The sequence below is a fragment of the Pseudomonas sp. PAMC25584 genome, from assembly GCF_058135675.1.
In genome coordinates, this window is sequence record NZ_CM176870.1 from 3,556,454 (window position 1) to 3,573,792 (window position 17,339).

At 60.9% G+C, this 17,339-nt stretch carries 15 protein-coding genes; 8 read left to right on the plus strand and 7 right to left on the minus strand.

Annotated features, from left to right (window positions below):
* The first annotated feature begins 87 nt into the window (after window positions 1-87).
* Together metH and ACS5Q8_RS16185 are read left to right on the plus strand one after the other, a co-directional pair.
* A complete protein-coding gene (metH, locus tag ACS5Q8_RS16180) occupies window positions 88-3,798 on the plus strand; it encodes a methionine synthase (RefSeq protein WP_443697515.1) in 3,711 nt (1,236 codons plus the stop codon).
* Window positions 3,799-3,849: 51 nt separating this feature from the next.
* Window positions 3,850-4,068, plus strand: coding sequence for a DUF2970 domain-containing protein (locus tag ACS5Q8_RS16185; RefSeq protein ID WP_247397725.1), 219 nt, complete (start codon window positions 3,850-3,852; stop codon window positions 4,066-4,068).
* Here the strand turns inward: ACS5Q8_RS16185 and ACS5Q8_RS16190 are convergent.
* Window positions 4,065-5,132, minus strand: a complete 1,068-nt coding sequence (locus ACS5Q8_RS16190; RefSeq protein WP_247397722.1) for an ABC transporter substrate-binding protein — start codon at window positions 5,130-5,132, stop codon at window positions 4,065-4,067. The two genes, ACS5Q8_RS16185 and ACS5Q8_RS16190, sit on opposite strands and share 4 nt — an antisense overlap.
* A gap of 422 nt (window positions 5,133-5,554) precedes the next feature.
* On the opposite strand from ACS5Q8_RS16190, the gene ACS5Q8_RS16195 reads away from it, so the two are divergent.
* Together ACS5Q8_RS16195 and ACS5Q8_RS16200 are read left to right on the plus strand one after the other, a co-directional pair.
* Window positions 5,555-7,213 carry a nitrite/sulfite reductase gene (locus tag ACS5Q8_RS16195; RefSeq protein ID WP_426101544.1) on the plus strand — a complete coding sequence of 553 codons (1,659 nt, stop codon included), beginning with the start codon at window positions 5,555-5,557 and terminating at the stop codon, window positions 7,211-7,213.
* Window positions 7,197-7,691 (plus strand): DUF934 domain-containing protein, encoded by a 495-nt coding sequence (locus ACS5Q8_RS16200; RefSeq protein WP_247397716.1) that lies wholly within the window; start codon window positions 7,197-7,199, stop codon window positions 7,689-7,691. Before ACS5Q8_RS16195 ends, ACS5Q8_RS16200 begins: the two co-directional genes overlap by 17 nt.
* A 41-nt stretch (window positions 7,692-7,732) precedes the next feature.
* Here ACS5Q8_RS16200 and ACS5Q8_RS16205 read toward each other — a convergent pair whose 3' ends face one another.
* A complete protein-coding gene (locus ACS5Q8_RS16205) occupies window positions 7,733-8,137 on the minus strand; it encodes a MerR family transcriptional regulator (protein ID WP_253395249.1) in 405 nt (134 codons plus the stop codon).
* 70 nt (window positions 8,138-8,207) lie between these two features.
* Here ACS5Q8_RS16205 and ACS5Q8_RS16210 point away from each other — a divergent pair, with 70 nt between their 5' ends.
* Together ACS5Q8_RS16210 and poxB are read left to right on the plus strand one after the other, a co-directional pair.
* Entirely contained in the window at window positions 8,208-9,440 is a 1,233-nt protein-coding gene (locus ACS5Q8_RS16210) for an NADH:flavin oxidoreductase/NADH oxidase family protein (protein WP_465159144.1), read from the plus strand.
* 77 nt (window positions 9,441-9,517) lie between these two features.
* Window positions 9,518-11,242: a ubiquinone-dependent pyruvate dehydrogenase gene (poxB, locus tag ACS5Q8_RS16215; protein WP_276193333.1), complete on the plus strand. Its 1,725-nt coding sequence runs from the start codon at window positions 9,518-9,520 to the stop codon at window positions 11,240-11,242.
* Between the two features lie 94 nt (window positions 11,243-11,336).
* Here poxB and ACS5Q8_RS16220 read toward each other — a convergent pair whose 3' ends face one another.
* Window positions 11,337-11,894, minus strand: a complete 558-nt coding sequence (locus ACS5Q8_RS16220; RefSeq protein WP_276193334.1) for an NADPH-dependent FMN reductase — start codon at window positions 11,892-11,894, stop codon at window positions 11,337-11,339.
* Between the two features lie 227 nt (window positions 11,895-12,121).
* On the opposite strand from ACS5Q8_RS16220, the gene ACS5Q8_RS16225 reads away from it, so the two are divergent.
* Window positions 12,122-12,358 (plus strand): hypothetical protein, encoded by a 237-nt coding sequence (locus ACS5Q8_RS16225; protein ID WP_247399382.1) that lies wholly within the window; start codon window positions 12,122-12,124, stop codon window positions 12,356-12,358.
* A 64-nt stretch (window positions 12,359-12,422) separates the two neighbouring features.
* Here the strand turns inward: ACS5Q8_RS16225 and ACS5Q8_RS16230 are convergent, their stop codons facing one another.
* Complete coding sequence (locus ACS5Q8_RS16230; RefSeq protein ID WP_276193335.1) at window positions 12,423-12,767, minus strand: hypothetical protein; 345 nt, start codon at window positions 12,765-12,767, stop codon at window positions 12,423-12,425.
* 103 nt (window positions 12,768-12,870) lie between these two features.
* Window positions 12,871-13,317 carry a type II secretion system major pseudopilin GspG gene (gspG, locus tag ACS5Q8_RS16235; RefSeq protein WP_276193336.1) on the minus strand — a complete coding sequence of 149 codons (447 nt, stop codon included), beginning with the start codon at window positions 13,315-13,317 and terminating at the stop codon, window positions 12,871-12,873.
* A gap of 152 nt (window positions 13,318-13,469) precedes the next feature.
* Between gspG and ACS5Q8_RS16240 the strand changes: the two genes are divergently transcribed.
* Window positions 13,470-14,363 carry a LysR substrate-binding domain-containing protein gene (locus ACS5Q8_RS16240; protein ID WP_276193337.1) on the plus strand — a complete coding sequence of 298 codons (894 nt, stop codon included), beginning with the start codon at window positions 13,470-13,472 and terminating at the stop codon, window positions 14,361-14,363.
* Between the two features lie 5 nt (window positions 14,364-14,368).
* Here ACS5Q8_RS16240 and ACS5Q8_RS16245 read toward each other — a convergent pair whose 3' ends face one another.
* Window positions 14,369-14,938 carry a GNAT family N-acetyltransferase gene (locus ACS5Q8_RS16245; protein ID WP_276197948.1) on the minus strand — a complete coding sequence of 190 codons (570 nt, stop codon included), beginning with the start codon at window positions 14,936-14,938 and terminating at the stop codon, window positions 14,369-14,371.
* Between the two features lie 20 nt (window positions 14,939-14,958).
* A complete protein-coding gene (locus tag ACS5Q8_RS16250; protein ID WP_465159145.1) occupies window positions 14,959-17,214 on the minus strand; it encodes an Orn/Lys/Arg family decarboxylase in 2,256 nt (751 codons plus the stop codon).
* Window positions 17,215-17,339: the final 125 nt, after the last annotated feature.

Here is a 17,339-nt window from a genome sequence, read left to right on the forward strand (position 1 = left end):
ATATTCATGCAAAACCTGCACATGCTCCAAATCCACACAGGTTTGCTATGATCCACGCCCTCCGTAATGCCTGACCAGAGTAGTCCCATGTCCGATCGTAGCGCTCGTCTGCAAGCCCTCCACCAAGCCCTCAAGGAACGCATCCTGATCCTCGACGGCGGCATGGGCACGATGATCCAGAGCTATAAACTGGAAGAACAGGACTACCGTGGCAAACGTTTTGCCGACTGGCCTAGCGACGTCAAGGGCAACAACGACCTGTTGCTGCTCAGCCGCCCGGACGTCATCGCCTCCATCGAGAAGGCGTACCTGGATGCCGGCGCCGACATCCTCGAAACCAACACGTTCAATGCCACGCAAGTGTCCCAGGCCGATTACGGCATGGAGTCGCTCGCCTACGAGCTGAACGTAGAGGGCGCCCGTGTAGCGCGCAAGGTGGCCGACGCCAAGACCCTGGAGACCCCGGACAAGCCGCGTTTCGTCGCCGGCGTGCTCGGCCCGACCAGCCGTACCTGCTCGCTGTCGCCGGATGTGAACAACCCCGGCTACCGCAACGTGACCTTCGATGAACTGGTGGAGAACTACACCGAGGCCACCAAGGGCCTGATCGAAGGCGGCGCGGACCTGATCCTCATCGAAACCATTTTCGACACCCTCAACGCCAAGGCGGCGATCTTTGCCGTGCAGGGCGTGTTCGAGGCACTGGGCTTCGAACTGCCGATCATGATCTCCGGCACCATCACCGACGCCTCCGGCCGCACCCTGTCGGGCCAGACCACCGAAGCGTTCTGGAACTCGGTCAGCCACGCCAAGCCGATTTCCGTGGGCCTCAACTGCGCCCTGGGCGCCAGCGAGTTGCGTCCGTACCTCGAAGAGCTGTCGAACAAGGCCAACACTTATGTGTCCGCGCACCCCAACGCTGGCCTGCCCAACGAATTCGGCGAGTACGACGAATTGCCGGCGCAAACCGCCAAAGTCATCGAGGAATTCGCCCAGAGCGGTTTCCTGAACATCGTCGGCGGCTGCTGCGGCACCACGCCGGGGCATATCGAAGCCATCGCCAACGCGGTGGCCGGTTACGCACCGCGCCAGATCCCGGACATCCCCAAGGCCTGCCGCTTGTCGGGCCTGGAGCCGTTCACCATTGATCGCCAGTCGCTGTTCGTCAACGTCGGCGAACGCACCAACATCACCGGTTCCGCGCGTTTCGCCCGACTGATCCGCGAAGACAACTACACCGAAGCCCTTGAAGTCGCCCTGCAGCAGGTGGAAGCCGGCGCCCAGGTGATCGACATCAACATGGACGAAGGCATGCTCGATTCGAAGAAGGCCATGGTGACCTTCCTCAATCTGATTGCTGGCGAGCCGGATATCTCCCGCGTGCCGATCATGATCGACTCCTCCAAGTGGGAAGTGATCGAGGCCGGCCTCAAGTGCATCCAGGGCAAGGGCATCGTCAACTCCATCAGCATGAAGGAAGGCGTCGAGCAGTTCATCTATCACGCCAAGCTGTGCAAACGCTACGGTGCGGCCGTGGTGGTGATGGCCTTCGACGAAGCCGGCCAGGCCGACACCGAAACGCGCAAGAAAGAGATCTGCAAACGTTCCTACGACATCCTGGTCAATGAAGTCGGCTTCCCGCCGGAAGACATCATCTTCGACCCGAACATCTTCGCGGTCGCCACCGGTATCGAAGAGCACAACAACTACGCGGTCGACTTCATCAACGCCTGCGCCTATATCCGCGACGAGCTGCCGTATGCGCTGACGTCGGGTGGCGTGTCCAACGTGTCGTTCTCGTTCCGTGGCAACAACCCGGTGCGTGAGGCGATCCACTCGGTGTTCCTGCTGTATGCGATCCGCAACGGCCTGACCATGGGCATCGTCAACGCCGGCCAGTTGGAGATCTACGACCAGATCCCCGCCGAACTGCGCGATGCAGTAGAAGACGTGGTGCTCAACCGCACCCCGGAAGGTACCGACGCCCTGCTCGCCATCGCCGACAAGTACAAGGGCGACGGCAGCGTCAAAGAAGCCGAAACCGAGGAATGGCGCGGCTGGCCAGTCAACAAGCGCCTGGAACACGCGCTGGTCAAAGGCATCACCACGCACATTGTTGAAGACACCGAAGAATCCCGGCAGTCGTTCGCGCGCCCGATCGAAGTGATCGAAGGCCCGCTGATGTCCGGCATGAACATCGTCGGCGACCTGTTTGGCGCCGGCAAAATGTTCCTGCCCCAGGTGGTCAAGTCTGCACGCGTCATGAAACAGGCCGTGGCCCACTTGATCCCGTTCATCGAGCTGGAGAAAGGCGACAAGCCGGAAGCCAAGGGCAAGATCCTCATGGCCACAGTGAAGGGCGACGTGCATGACATCGGCAAGAACATCGTCGGCGTGGTGCTGGGGTGCAACGGCTATGACATCGTCGATCTGGGCGTGATGGTGCCGGCGGAGAAGATCCTGCAGGTGGCCAAGGAACAGAAGTGCGACATCATCGGGCTGTCCGGCCTGATCACGCCGTCCCTGGACGAGATGGTCCACGTCGCCCGCGAAATGCAGCGCCAGGACTTCCACCTGCCGCTGATGATCGGCGGCGCCACCACCTCCAAGGCGCACACGGCGGTGAAGATCGAGCCCAAGTACAGCAACGATGCCGTGATCTATGTGACCGACGCCTCGCGCGCGGTGGGCGTGGCCACGCAACTGCTGTCCAAGGAGTTGAAGGCCGGTTTCGTCGAGAAAACCCGCCTGGAATACATCGAAGTCCGCGAGCGCACCTCGAACCGCAGCGCGCGCACCGAACGCCTGAGCTACCCGGCAGCGATCGCCAAGAAGCCGCAATTCGACTGGAGCACTTACACGCCGGTCACGCCGACCTTTACCGGCGCCAAGGTGCTGGACAACATCGACCTCAAGGTGCTGGCCGAATACATCGACTGGACCCCGTTCTTTATTTCCTGGGACCTGGCCGGCAAGTTCCCGCGCATCCTCACCGATGAAGTGGTGGGTGAAGCCGCCACCGCGCTGTATGCCGATGCCCAGGAAATGCTCGCCAAGCTGATCGACGAGAAGCTGATCAGCGCTCGTGCGGTGCTTGGCTTCTGGCCGGCCAACCAGGTGAAGGACGACGACCTGGAAGTCTACGGCGAAGACGGCAAACCCCTGGCAACCTTGCACCACCTGCGCCAGCAGATCATCAAGACCGACGGCAAGCCGAACTTCTCCCTGGCCGATTTTGTCGCGCCTAAAGACAGCGGCATCACCGACTACGTGGGTGGTTTTATCACCACCGCCGGCATCGGCGCCGAGGAAGTGGCCAAGGCTTACCAGGACGCGGGCGACGACTACAACTCGATCATGGTCAAGGCCCTGGCCGACCGCCTGGCCGAAGCCTGCGCCGAATGGCTGCACCAGCAGGTGCGCAAAAACTATTGGGGTTATGCCAAGGACGAGCAACTGGATAACGAGGCGCTGATCAAAGAGCAGTACAGCGGCATCCGCCCTGCCCCCGGCTACCCGGCGTGCCCCGACCACACCGAGAAAGGCACCTTGTTCCAACTGCTGGACCCCGAGGCCCGCGAGATGCAGGCCGGTCGCAGCGGCGTGTTCCTCACCGAACACTACGCAATGTTCCCGGCGGCAGCGGTCAGCGGTTGGTACTTCGCCCACCCGCAGGCGCAATACTTCGCCGTGGGCAAGGTCGACAAAGACCAGGTGGCGAGCTACACCGCGCGTAAAGGCCAGGATCTGGCCGTGACCGAGCGCTGGTTGGCACCGAACCTGGGTTACGACAACTAAGCACGCGCAGATTGTCTATGCTTGCCTCACACACCTTGTGTCGAGGCACGTATGGACGATCCAGCCAACAACAAGCCGCCTACCCTGTGGCAGATGCTACACAGCGTCGTCGCCGCCGCCTTTGGCGTACAGAGCGGCAAGAACCGCGCCCGCGACTTCACCCATGGCAAGCCCAGCCACTTTGTGGTTCTGGGCATTCTGTTCACGGCGGTGTTTGCCTTGACCCTGTTCGGCATCGTCAAGCTGGTGTTGCTGCTGGCCGGGGTTTAGCGCATCAGCAGTTGCATGCTGAAGGGATAGCGATAGGACGCGGGCTTGCCCACGGCGGACAGTGCACGAAAATTCACCGTCGGTGTGGGCCCCAACAATCGCCGCGCCTGAGCGGCATCGATCAGCTGGAATAGCGCCTCACGGCGGTCGCGCCCGCCATGGGCGCCAATGTCCACGCCCTTGGCATCATCATGGATCAGTACCATGGCCCACCCACCCACGGTGAAATGCCCGGCGACCAAGGACGACAACCGGCCGCTTAGACGCTCGCGCAAGATCTCCGGCGAGCTGTTGACCGCACTGAACAGCGCGTCCTTGCCGGGCAACCGCCCGCTGTCCTGGAACGCCTGCATAGCACCCAGCGCCATCTGATCGTTGGCCGACCACACCAGTGCCGTCTGCGGATAGCGCTTGAACAACTGCGTCGCTTGCTCGAAGGCGCGCTCGCGGCTCCACTCGCCATAGACCAACTGACGCAGGCGCACCTCGGGATGTTCGGCCAGCGCTCGGTGCATGCCTTGTTCTCGCAAGAGGGCAACGGGGGTGGTCTTGATGCCGGAAAATGCCAACAGGTCGAGGGATTCGCCGGGTGCAACTCGACCGCGCTGGCGCAACATGTCCTTGAGCATCAGGTAGCCAGCCTGTTCGTCGTCGGCTACCAGACTGCCAATCAAATTGATGCCATCGTGGGCCCCGAACAATCGCACTTGGTCGGCGGTCAGCGCATTGTTCACCATCAGCAATTTGACCCCACTGCCCTGGGCCATGCGCAGAATCTGCGGTGCAACATACTGCTCATTCACCAGTACCAGGTAATCGGGCCGCTCGCTGCTTTGCAGCACCTCTCGGGCCTGTTCCAGCGTGTTGCGGGGATCGCGCTCGCCATAGCGCACACGCAAATCCAGGCCGAGGTCCTTGGCTGCGGCCTGCATGAATTGCGTATAGCTGACCCAAAAGGTTTCCGTTGACATGCCCGGGTTGAGAAACACCACCGACGCCGCCTGGACCACTCCGCAAAACGCCGGCCCCAGCAACCACACGCATGTAAACAAAACCTTCAACATTATTATTTAAGCCTTGAACATTGGCCGCCATGATACTGGCAATCAGACAGTCATTCGAGGCTCAGTCAACGGTCTTTATTGGTGGCCGACCCAGAACACCGCAGTCCCTACCACGAGAATGATCAGGAATAGAATGGCCCAGGCGTCCACAGTACTGTCGGGTTTACGGGCTTTTGTCGAATTGCTCATCGCATCGCCTCTTGTCAGTTTTATAGGTGATTGCATTAAGACTCGCCCACAGTAAAGTCGATGATTGCCCGCATGACAAATGTGGGTATGCTAAAAATCGTACCCATTAGTCGATTTGGTTCTTTGCATATACTCAAACATCACTTTTGCGCATAAACGCAAACTGGTATCGTGCCCCGGCTCCGTTGGGAGTGCGCGGCCGTGCGCGCAGATTTGCCGAGAACAGGACCTATATGTACGTATACGACGAATACGATCAGCGCATCATCGAGGACCGCGTCAAGCAGTTCCGTGATCAGACCCGACGCTACCTAGCAGGTGAACTGAGCGAAGAAGAGTTCCGCCCTCTGCGCCTGCAAAATGGCCTTTATGTGCAGCGCTTTGCGCCGATGCTACGGGTGGCCGTGCCTTATGGCCAACTGACGTCGCGCCAGACGCGCATGATGGCCAAGATTGCCCGTGACTTCGACAAGGGCTACGCCCACATCAGTACCCGCCAGAACGTACAGTTCAACTGGCCGGCGCTGGAAGATGTGCCGGACATCCTGGCTGAACTGGCCACCGTGCAGATGCACGCCATTCAGACCAGCGGTAACTGCCTGCGCAACGTGACCACCGACCAGTTCGCCGGGGTTGCCGCCGACGAGCTGATCGACCCGCGCCCCTGGTGTGAAATCGTCCGCCAATGGACCACGTTCCACCCCGAATTCGCTTACCTGCCGCGCAAGTTCAAGATCGCCATCAATGGCTCGACGTCGGACCGTGCGGCTATCGAAGTGCATGACATAGGCCTGGAGCCGGTCCACAACGCCGCTGGCGAGCTGGGCTTCCGTGTACTGGTGGGTGGCGGCCTGGGTCGTACCCCGGTAGTCGGCGCGTTTATCAACGAGTTCCTGCCGTGGCAGGACCTGCTGAGCTACCTCGACGCGATCCTGCGGGTCTACAACCGCTACGGCCGTCGCGACAACAAGTACAAGGCCCGGATCAAGATTCTGGTCAAAGCGCTGACCCCTGAGGTGTTCGCCCAGAAAGTCGACGCCGAGATGGAACATCTGCGCGGCGGCCAGACCACCCTGACCGAAGCCGAAGTCCACCGTGTGGCCAAGCACTTCGTCGACCCCGAGTACAAGGCCCTGAGCAATCAGGACGCCGAACTCGCCGCGCTCGACCAGCAGCACTCAGGCTTCGCCCGCTGGCGTACACGCAACACCCTGGCGCACAAAAAGCCGGGCTATATCGCCGTGACACTGTCGCTCAAGCCTACCGGCGTCGCCCCCGGCGATATCACCGATAAACAGCTGGACGCCGTGGCCGACCTGGCCGAGCGCTACAGCTTCGGTCAACTGCGCACCTCCCACGAGCAGAACATCATTCTCGCGGACGTTGAGCAGAGCCAACTGTTCACCCTGTGGGGCGAACTGCGCGAAGGTGGTTTCGCCACACCGAACATCGGCCTGCTGACCGACATCATCTGCTGCCCGGGCGGCGACTTCTGCTCCCTGGCCAACGCCAAGTCGATCCCGATTGCCGAATCGATCCAGCGCCGTTTCGACGACCTGGACTACCTGTTCGACATCGGCGAGCTGGACCTGAACATTTCCGGCTGCATGAACGCCTGTGGTCACCACCACGTCGGCCACATCGGCATCCTGGGCGTGGACAAGAAAGGCGAAGAATTCTACCAAGTGTCCCTGGGTGGCAGCGCCAGCCGCGATGCGAGCCTGGGCAAAATCCTCGGCCCATCCTTCGCCCAGGAAGCCATGCCCGAGGTGATCGGCAAACTGATCGATGTGTACATCGAGCAGCGTACCGAAGATGAGCGTTTCATCGACACCTATCAGCGCATCGGCATTGACCTGTTCAAGGAGCGCGTCTATGCAGCGAATCATTAAGAACAACGAAGTCGTCGACGAAACCTGGCACCTGTTGCCCAAGGACGCGACCTTCGACGGCATCTCCAACTGCGACGACCTGATCGTGCCGCTGGCCCTGTGGCGCGAGCACGGCCATGCGCTCAAGGCCCGCGACGGCGGCCTGGGTGTGTGGTTGGACGCCGATGAAGAAGCCGAAGAGATCGGTGACGACGTGGCTCACTTCCAGGTCATCGCCCTGAACTTCCCGGCCTTCACCGACGGGCGCAACTACTCCAACGCGCGCCTGCTGCGTGACCGCTATGGTTACAAGGGCGAATTGCGCGCGATTGGCGACGTGCTGCGCGACCAGCTGTTCTACCTGCACCGCTGCGGGTTCGATGCCTTCGCCCTGCGCGCCGACAAAGACCCGTATGAAGCGCTGGAGAGCCTCAAGGACTTCTCCGTGACCTACCAGGCTGCAACGGACGAACCGCTGCCGCTGTTCCGTCGACGTTAAGCGTTAGCGCAGTGAAAAGCCCTGGCATACCAGGGCTTTTTTTATGCTTTGATTTTGATCGACGCCAGCACCTGCTTCTGCCCCATGGAACACGGCACACCTTCCGGCTGCGCCCGCACCGCCTCGATCACGCCCAGCAACTGCGCCTTGCTGTGCGCCAGTTGCGCCTGCATCCCTTCGATCTGCTGCACCTTACGCTCCAACGCCTCAATCAGTTCCTCGCGCTTGTGCTCCCCTGGGGCAGGCATCAATGCCTTGAGTTCCTGCAAGGTAAACCCGGCCTGTTGCGCGCTCTGGATCAGTTGCAGGGTTTGCAGCGCTTCGGGTGCATAACGCCGATAGCCGTTGGCCTGCCTCCCCACCTGGCTGATCAACCCTTCGGCTTCATAAAAGCGAATACGCGACGCCGCCAGCCCGCTCTGTTTTGCCAGTTCGCCAATATTCATCGTCACGCCTGCTTGACATTAAAGTTAACTTTAATCTTAGCCTGAGGCCTCACCCGCTCAGGAGTCAACCATGTCACCTTTCGAACCCTTGCAACTGCCCAACGGCCAAGTCCTTGCCAACCGTATCGCCAAGGCCGCGATGGAGGAAAATATGGCGGACGCCCAACAAGCGCCGTCCCGTGAATTGAAGCAGCTGTACCAAGCCTGGGCGGATGGCGAGCCCGGCTTACTGCTGACGGGCAACGTGATGATCGACCGCCGCGCAATGACCGGCCCCGGCGGCGTGGCCCTTGAAGACGAGCAGCAGCTCGACAGCTTTCGCGAATGGGCGGCCATCGGGCGAAACAAGGGCGGGCACTTCTGGGTGCAGCTCAATCATCCGGGGCGCCAGACGCCGGCCAACCTGCGCCAGCAAGCCTTGGCGCCTTCCGCCGTAGCCCTCGACCTGGGTGGTTTTTCGAAAATGTTCGCCAAGCCCAGGGCCATGTCCGAAGACCAGATACAGAACGTGATCACGCGCTTTGCCAGCAGCGCGCGCCTGGCCGAGAAAGCGGGGTTTAGCGGCGTGCAGATCCACGGCGCGCATGGCTACTTGCTAAGCCAATTTCTCTCGCCCTTGAGCAACCGACGCACCGATCACTGGGGCGGCGCCCTGCAAAACCGCGCGCGCTTGCTGCTTGAAGTGATCAAGGCCGTTCGCGCCAGTGTCAGCCCCTCATTTTGCGTGGGGGTGAAACTCAACTCGGCAGACTTCCAGCGCGGCGGCTTCGACGCAGACGATGCGCGCGCCGTGGTCGAGTTGTTGAATCCGCTCCCCATCGACCTGCTGGAGCTGTCCGGCGGTAGCTACGAAGCACCGGCCATGCAAGGCGAAGCCCGGGACGGGCGGACCCTGGCACGCGAAGCGTATTTCCTGGAAATGGCCCGCGAACTGGCGACCATCGCCAAAATGCCCGTGATGGTGACCGGTGGCATTCGTCGCCTGCCGGTGGTGCAGCAAGTCCTGGACAGCGGGATCGCCATGGCCGGCATTGCCACCGCCCTGACCCTGGAACCGCAACTGATCAAACACTGGCGCGAAGGGCGCGACCTCAATCCGCAACTGAAACCGATCAGTTGGCAGCGCAAGCCTCTCGCCGCCCTCGCCACCCTGGCCGTGGTGCGTGACCAGATGCGCCGCCTGAGCCGCGGCCAGCGCCCCAACCCCAACGTCGCGCCCTGCATGGCGCTGCTCCGCGACCAATGGTTTATCGCCCTGCGCACTCGCCAGTACCGCACGACCATGACGCAATCTTCACATTAAGCACGGAGCATTCGCCGTGATCGAACTGTCCTCTACTGATCAGCAGTTTTTAACCTCACTGACGATTGGAGTTCTTCATGGCGAAAATCAACTTGGCCCAGCAATTGGCGACCACCCTGGAACAGGCGGGCATCAAGCGCATCTGGGGCCTGACCGGCGACAGCCTCAACGGCCTCACCGACGCCCTGCGCACCATGGACAGCATCGAGTGGATGCATGTGCGCCACGAAGAAGTCGCCGCCTTCGCCGCCGGTGCCGAAGCTGCCGCCACCGGCGAGTTGACGGTGTGCGCCGGCAGCTGCGGGCCGGGCAACCTGCACTTGATCAACGGCCTGTTCGATTGCCATCGCAACCACGTGCCGGTGCTGGCCATCGCCGCACAAATTCCGTCTTCGGAAATCGGCCTGAACTACTTCCAGGAAACCCATCCCCAGGAACTGTTCAAGGAGTGCAGCCACTTTATCGAACTGGTGACCAACCCCGAGCAGATGCCCCAAGTGTTGCATCGGGCCATGCGCTCGGCGATCCTCAACCGCGGCGTGGCGGTAGTGGTGATCCCCGGGGATGTGTCGCTGCTGGAAGTGGAAGACACGCTAAAACCCTGGCCGCCCCTGCATGCGCCGCGCACCCTGCCGGCAGAACAGGACCTGCAACGCCTGCGCGAAATCCTCGACAGCAGCCAGAAAACCACCCTGTTGTGCGGCAGCGGTTGCGCCGGCGCCCATGCCCAAGTGGTGGCCCTGGCCGATGCCTTGGGCGCGCCGGTGGTACACGCCTTGCGCGGCAAGGAGCATGTGGAATGGGACAACCCGTTCGACGTGGGCATGACCGGTCTGATCGGTTTCAGCTCCGGTTACCACGCCATGCTCAATTGCGACACGTTGATCATGCTCGGCACTGACTTCCCTTATCGCCAGTTCTACCCCACCGACGCGAAGATCATCCAGGTCGATCGCAACCCGCAGGCGCTGGGCCGGCGCGCCACGCTGGACCTGGGCATCGCCGCTGACGTGAGCGAGACCCTCGACGCATTGTTGCCGCACCTGACCCGCAAGACCGACCGCAGCTTCCTCGAAACCTCCTTGAAGCACTACGAGAAAGCCCGCCAGGGCCTCGACGACCTGGCACAACCGTCAAAGGCCAACCGGCCGATTCACCCGCAATACGTGGCGCGCCTGCTCAGCGAACTGGCCGACGACGATGCGATCTTCACCGCCGACGTGGGCTCGCCCACCGTGTGGGCGGCGCGCTACCTGAAGATGAATGGGAAGCGGCGCCTGATCGGCTCGTTCAACCACGGCTCGATGGCCAACGCCATGCCCCAGGCCATCGGCGCGCAGGCGGCCTTCCCTGGGCGGCAGGTCATATCGATGTCCGGCGACGGCGGTTTTACCATGTTGATGGGGGATTTCATCTCGCTGGCGCAGTTGAAACTGCCGGTGAAAGTCATCGTGTTCGATAACGCGTCACTTGGCTTTGTCGCCATGGAAATGAAAGCTGCCGGCTACCTTGACACCGGCACCGAGCTAAAAAACCCGGATTTCGCGGCCATGTCCAATGCCATGGGCATCCTGGGGATTCGCGTGGAGCAATCCGAAGACCTCGAACCGGCCCTGCGCCGCGCCCTGGCCCATGACGGCCCGGTGCTGGTAGACGTGGTGACGGCGACCCAGGAACTGGTGATGCCACCCAGCATCAAGCTGGAGCAGGCCAAGGGTTTCAGCCTGTACATGCTCAAGGCGGTGATGAGCGGGCGCGGGGATGAAGTGATCGAGTTGGCGCGTACCAACTGGTTGCGCTGATTTGAACATAGGGCAACGGGCTTGCCCGCGATTGCGGTGATTCAGTGAATACAGCTTCCACTGATACGGCGCTATCGCGGGCTGCCAGCGTTTATCAGCCGTGCTGTTTTTCTACCCACTTGCCGTAGGCATCGATAAACGCCTGTAGAAACGGCTTGGTTTTCTCCGACAGTTTGCCGGCCTCATCAAACACATTGCCCGCGCCCCCCAGATAGGCTTCAGGCTGCTGCATGCACGGCACATCGAGGAACACCAGGGACTGGCGCAGATGGTGGTTGGCGCCAAAGCCGCCAATCGCCCCCGGCGAGACACTGATGATCGCCCCCGGCTTGCCACTCCAGGCGCTTTGCCCGTAAGGGCGCGAGCCCACATCGATGGCGTTCTTCAGCGGAGCGGGCACGGAGCGGTTGTATTCGGGGGTCACAAACAACACTGCGTCGGATGAACGCACTTGTTGACGGAAAGTACTGTAGGCTGCGGGCGGTGATGCCCCGTCGATGTCCTCGTTGTAGAGCGGCAAATCGCCAATTTCGACAATGTTCAATGTGAGGTTGGCGGGGGCCAGTTCGGCCAATGCCAGGGCGACCTTGCGGTTGATCGACTCTTTTCTCAAGCTGCCAACCAGGACGGCAATCGTGTAGACCTTGCTCATTGAGGTTTCCCGACGTTTGACTAAAGGAGTGTGTAGTTATAGAGACTTCGCGGCGCGTTCACCAGAAGGTTTTGCTATCCCCACCGGCGTCTACCTCGCAATCACCCGCGTAGGAAGCGTCTGAAAACCTCAGCGAATAGTATTTTTTTTCCATAGGTAAACTACCCCGCTCCATGACGGTCTACAGAACCGCAAATCGAGTGTTTATCTCCAGAGGTTCTAAACAGATGGCAGCAGTACTTGTCGGACAGTTCCATGCCAGAGACGCGGAAGGTCGCGTTTATTCGGTGCATGAGTTCCAGGAATCCATCCCGCCGTTAGACGGCCTGGCTGGCTCGGCGCCCACCACAACCTACAAGCTGGCCATTGGCGACCGTGTAGAAAAACTGGACGGCGATGAATTCAGATTGATTCAGTCGGGGACCATTATCGTCCGCGAATCGGAAACCATCCGCGCGCAATAAGCTTGATCCCCCCGAGCGTACCAGCTCAGTCCTGGCCATTGACGGCATTGACTGGGCCGGGCGATCACGGACGGCGAACCTCCGTCACTTCAATCCCAGGGTCCCCTTCAATCTGTTTGAGCGTGACCATCAGTCGCCCCTTCTCGCCCTCTACGGCATACATCAAGCGCTTGTAGCCCTGCGTACCATACGCGGGATACGCCACCACCTGCCTGACCAGCGTGATGCCCAGCACCGTACCCACCTGCGCGCCCACCTGTTCCTGGGAACGGATGAACGCATCGAGCGCGAGGTTTTCGGGCGTAGTGTCGTCAGGATTGCTCAAGAGATAAGCGGCCACGCACCCCACGGTCACCAGGACCAGCAGTTGCCTGGCCGTTACCCCGAAAAGTTTCGCGGGCATCGGCATTTGAGACCAGACCTGTTTTTGTTGTAAGTGCCGGGTAACCGGCATTGGTCATTGATGATCAGACGAGCCATTCTAATCAGGTCGATGGGTAATGCCAGATGAATCAATTGTCTCCGTAGGCAATATCCTTGTTATCCCCGACACCGCCCAACGTCCGGTCCTTGCCGAATGAGAACAGGTCGAACGGGAGCTGGGGTTGGCTCGGCGGATACTGATACTGATAGGCAACTCCCCAGGGATCGGTCAGCAGCTCCTCGTTGATGTAGGGACCTTTCCATTTCGCGTCGGCGGCAGGCGGCGTGATCAATGCACCCAGGCCTTCCTGATCGGTCGGATAACGGCCAGTGTCTTGATGGAACTGTTCGACGGCCTTGCCCAGCAAGGCGACCTGGGCCTTGGCCGTGGCTATTTCTGTCAGGGCCATCTCACCAAACAGCCGCGGCCCCACCGCCAGGGCCAACAAGCCGATGATGACAAGCACCACCAGCACTGCCCACCGCGTAAAGCCGCCTTGGGTACGCATGTGACCGACTGCGATTGGTACAGGCATTCTGAGCCCCCCTTGTTCCTCGGTTGATACGCTCGTTATATGCCCTGCTTGTTGCAGTTGCGCAAGACCAACGTTCGTCGACGCAAATCAACGCTCCCGTTGTTTTTCCCCAAGCCATTGAATCCCGGCCCTGCTGACCCTAGACTCCGGCCATGCGTTTACGTCATATCGAAGTGATTCAGGCCATCTTGCAGACCGGACACCTCGGCACGGCCGCCGAATGGTTGCAACTCCCCGTGGGCGATGTGGACGCGGCGCTCAAGGACGCCGAGCAGCAATTGGGTTTTATGTTGTTCGCCAGCGTGCGCGGACGCTTGCAACCGACCCGGGAAACCCTGGAGTTGCAGGCGCAAATCGCGCATGTGTATGAAGCGCTGGAGCCGGTGCAACGCTTGGCCAGCCGCCTGAAACACCATCACGCGCCGACCCTGCGTGCCCTGTGTACGCCGCCCCTGGCCAATCAACTGCTGCCACACAGCATCGCCGTGCTGCGCCGACGCTTCCAGGACACGCCGTGCAACCTGTCGAGCCAGCCGACCCGCGAGATCGTCAGGAGCCTGTTGCTGCACGAGGCCGACGTGGGCCTGAGCCTGCACGACCCCGAACATCCGCAAATCCAAAGCAGCATATTGGCCCAGGGCAAACTGCAATTGCTCGCGCCCCATGGCTGGCTCAAACCCAAGCAGAAGTACATCGCCCTGCAGGACCTGGCCGGGCAGTCGATGATCGGGCTGGAGGGCCAAGACCCGCTCAGTCGCCTGCTCGACGCCAAGCTGCAAGCCCTGCGCCCGTTGCCGGTGGTGCAGACGCGGGTGCAGACCTACCAGATGATGCGCAGCATGGTGGAGGCCGGTGAAGGTTTGGCGATTGTCGACCCGTTCACCGCGTTCGGCGCCCGCGAGGCCGGGCTCGACGCGTGCCCGGTATCGCCGCCGATCATGGTCAGCCTGTATGCGCTGACCCTCAGGGACGGCGTGACGTCACCGGCATTGAATGCGCTGCTGGAGATTGTCACGCAGAAAGCTGAAGGCCTGCTGGCGAGCTGAACGCGTCAGACCGCTTCGACTTCCGTCTTGAACAAGCGATACCAGAAAATCGCCACCTCGCGGGTTTGCGGGTCGATCCCGCGATAGCGCAGGTGATCGATCCCGCCCATCACATACCCGCAACGCTCATACAGACGGCAGGCGCCGAGGTTGTTGTTCTGGGTCTCCAGCATCATGCCTGGCAGGTTTTTCTTGCGACTCCAGAACTGCGCCACGTCCAACAGCGCCTTGGCCACGCCATGACGCCGCGCGGGCAACGCCACGGCCAGCTCGTCAACGTGCGCGAAGCCGTTCCAATTGGTACTCACCACAACATGCCCGACCGCTCGATCGTCTAGAAAGGCCATGAAGATCGCGCTGTCGGGCGCGTCGCGAAAACTGGCGAACTCCTCCGGGTCGATGCCGTAGCACTTACGATAGGGCAGGATGCGCTCCACGGGCCACTGTTCGACCCGCTTGCCCATCTCCGGCACGCCATAGGCGCTGACCTCAAAACTGAAATCATTGCCCCACACGTAAGCGTCAAAGCCCTCGTCGGCGACCCGCACACTGAGCCCTGGATACTTCGGGTTCATTACAGCTTGCATAAACATCCTTAACCCTTAATGCAATCGACGGTGTAACAACGACCACTGCCGTCATCTTCGTGTTGCAACCCATGAACATCCGCGACAAAACCGGGGAAACTGCTATCGAACGTGCGGGCAAACGCCAGGTAGTCGATGATCGAACGCGTTGCCTCGGTAAAGCGCTCGCCCGGCATGATCAACGGAATGCCCGGCGGATAAGGCACCAGCATCACGGCGGCGATGCGCCCTGGCAAGGCATCGATGGGCACCGCCTCCACTTCCCCCCTGACCAATTGGTCATAGGCGTCGGCCGGTTTCATCGCAATTTCGGGCAAAACGGTGTACATGCGTTTGAGGTGTTTGGCGGTGGCGTTGCTACCGTAGCAGCTATGCAATTGATCGCACAGGTCGCGCAGCCCCAGCCCTTGATAGCGCGCCGGGCCCTGGGCGAATACCGAGGGCAAGCAACTGGCGAGGCTGACGTTGGCGTCGTAGTTGCGCTTGAATTCCAGCAACTCGGTGAGCAAGGTACTCCATTTGCCCTTGGTGATACCCATGGAAAACAACACGAGGAACGAATAAAGCCCGGTTTTTTCCACCACCAGACCACGCTCCCAGAGGAATTTGCTGACCACCGCAGCAGGAATCCCGCAGTCGCTCAACGCGCCGCCGGCATTGAGGCCGGGCATCACCAACGTGACTTTGATCGGGTCCAGTAGCACGTAATCTTCGACTATGTCACCAAAGCCATGCCAGTCATCCTGCGGCTGCAACAGCCAATCCGCCGTGACGACCCGGTCGATGCCGGCCACGGACGGCGGCTGCCAGATGGAAAACCACCAATCCTCGGCGGCGATGTGCTGGCGCAGGTTGGCCAGGGCGCGGCGAAAGCTCAAGGCTTCGTCGAACATTTCCTGCAAAAGAGAGCGCCCCGCGGGGCCTTCCATCATCGCCGAAGCCACGTCCAGCGAGGCGATGATGCTGTATTGCGGCGAGGTGGAGATATGCATCATGAACGCTTCGTTGAACCGATCGCGATCCAACTGCCGCGCGCCGCCGTCCTGCACATGAATCATCGAGGCCTGGCTGAACGCCGCCAGCAACTTGTGCGTGGAATGCGTGGTAAACACCAACGGGCTGTCCGGCGTGCGTGAAGTGCCCATGCCATAGCGCCCCGCGAAGAACTCGTGGAACGCCGCGTAGGCGTACCAGGCTTCGTCAAAGTGCAGCACCTCGACACTGTTGCCCAATTGCTGCTTGATCAGCTCGGCGTTGTAACACAGGCCGTCGTAGGTGGAGTTGGTGACCACCGCCAGCTTCACTTTCGCCGGCCGGCCACGGGTCAGCGGGCTGGCCTCAATCTTGGCGCGAATCGACGCGGGGCTGAATTCGCTGAGGGGAATCGGGCCGATGATGCCCAGTTCATTGCGCTCCGGGCACAGGTACAGCGGGATCGCGCCGGTCATGATGATCGAGTGCAGCACCGACTTGTGGCAGTTGCGGTCGACCAGCACCAAGTCATCACGACCGACCATCGAGTGCCAGACGATCTTGTTGGCGGTCGAGGTGCCATTGATTACAAAGAAGGTGTGATCGGCGCCAAAATTCCGCGCGGCGCGCGCTTCTGCTTCGGCCAGCGGCCCGGTGTGATCGAGCAGCGAGCCCAACTCCGGCACAGAAACGGACAGGTCAGAGCGCAGCGTATTTTCCCCAAAAAACTGATGAAACGCCTGCCCCACCGGGCTTTTGCGATAGGCCACGCCACCACCGTGGCCGGGCGTGTGCCAGGAGTAATTGGAGTCGGCGGTGTGTTGCACCAGGGCTTTGAAGAAGGGCGGCAACAAGCCATCAAGGTAAGTGCGTGCGGCGCGGGCAACTTGCCTGGCAAGAAACGGCACAGTGTCTTCGAACAGGTAAAGAATGCCGCGCAGTTGGTTGAGTTCGCTCATCGCATCGGCGGGGGCGTTTTCCAGGGTGACTTGTTCACCCAAGGCGAAAATCGGCAGGCTCGGCGCCCTCAGACGCGCCAGTCGGATCAGTTCGACCATGTTTTGCAGCAGATGCGTGTTTTCCCCGGCGCCTTCGGCGGCGATCAACATGCACGCCAGGCCATGGTGGGTCGAGGCCACCAGCCGGCCTTCGGCGTAGTCCACCGCAGAAAAGATACCGAAGCCCTCTTGTTCCAGCTCTTGAGCGATACCTCGGACCCGGTCGCCGGCAACGGTGTCGGCCTTGATGTCGCGATGCACGATAAGGATGGGGAACTTCAGGTCTTTGTACATGAGTGCTTTAAGTCCTGAGGGTGATGCACTCAGGGTAGAAGCTGTAAGCAGATGTGGCGAATGAAGATTTTGAAAGCAGCAACTCACCAATGTGGGAGGGGGGCTGCTCCCGATAGCGGTGGATC